The following is a 1,269-nucleotide window of genomic DNA, read 5'->3' on the forward strand; positions in this document are numbered from 1 at the left end:
TTTATCGGAAACCTCAAGGCCAATGCCAGCAAGATGGAAACGATAATTTCTTTTGAGGAAAGGCAAAAGTCTACCTATGGCAGATAAATATGAGGACATTGCGCCATTTAGATTCGCTGGTTTTCGGATTACAAATTCTCAAGTGCGAAATGAATCCTCTAAGAAAAGTATTATCAGAAAAGTTTTGGATAAGGATAAGTTTTTACGATTTGAACTATAAAAAAACCCACCTAATTTAATCTTATAGCCAAAAAATACCCATTTCTGGGTATTTTTTGGCAGTATTTAAAGCGCGAAATTTACAAAGTGTTAAGTTTTAAATCAGGCATTATGCCATCCAAAAGCTTCCGGTTTTCCGGGAGCTTTTCTTTCTTACACCTAGAAGGTAGGTGCCGGTAGTTTCTTCAAGAAAAATCTAAACACCAAAAATCTTGATACCCTGAATATCTCCGGGATCTTTGTCGAAGATTTCTACCTCCACTTTTCGCTGAACTTTCTCGTAGGTTTTATCCCTGATGAAATCCAGGTATTCCACATCCAAATTTTTTCCAATCAACACCATTTGAACCGTACCTGAATCTATTCCCTTGGCATAATCTCCGACAATGTAAGCCGTCTCCACCTCTCCCATCCGACGCACAATTTTTTCCATGAGTTCATCCAAACCCAAAAACTTAGAAACCATATTAGTTATCTCCGTAAAAAAGGGATGGGTTCGATTGGCCTTATACACTTTGGTTTTCCCTTCGTCTTCGGCCACCAAAAGACCTGCATCAGTCAGTCGATTAAGTTCGACCCGTACCGAATTGGTTGATTCATCAAACTCCTTAGCCAGAGATCTGAGATAGCCTGCAGAACTTTGATGAGAAAAAAACTTGAGAAGGAGTTTAATTCTGGTTTTAGACGTAACTAGAGATTCTAACACAGAGAAAAGTTGAGCTTCAGGGGCGTAAACACCGATCTTATTTTGATTGAGTAATAAATTTACTCGGAAACTCGAAATTCTGGTAATTTATTTGGGGAAATTGTTCGGAGGTGGGGAATTGATGAATTGTTTAATTGGCGAATTGAAGGGGAGTTGTCAGGAAGTTAGGAAGAATGGAAGTTTGGATGACGCAGATCCTTTTCACTACTTGGTATGGGCTTGATTACTTAAAGGAAGCTATGCATTAAAAATTCCAAATAATAAATTTCAAACAGGCACAAGTATACCTACGGCAGATAAATCTGAAGACATTGCGCCATTTAGGTCGGGAGGTCGAATTTGAA

Annotated in this window: 1 protein-coding gene; it reads right to left on the minus strand. The window is 38.5% G+C overall.

What is annotated here, in order from left to right; genetic code table 11:
- Positions 1 to 415: 415 nt before the first annotated feature.
- Positions 416 to 925, minus strand: a complete 510-nt coding sequence (locus tag BLQ57_RS13685) for a winged helix-turn-helix domain-containing protein (protein ID WP_087941373.1) — start codon at positions 923 to 925, stop codon at positions 416 to 418.
- Positions 926 to 1,269: the final 344 nt, after the last annotated feature.

The sequence above is a fragment of the Algoriphagus faecimaris genome (assembly GCF_900101705.1).
Taxonomy (GTDB): domain Bacteria; phylum Bacteroidota; class Bacteroidia; order Cytophagales; family Cyclobacteriaceae; genus Algoriphagus; species Algoriphagus faecimaris.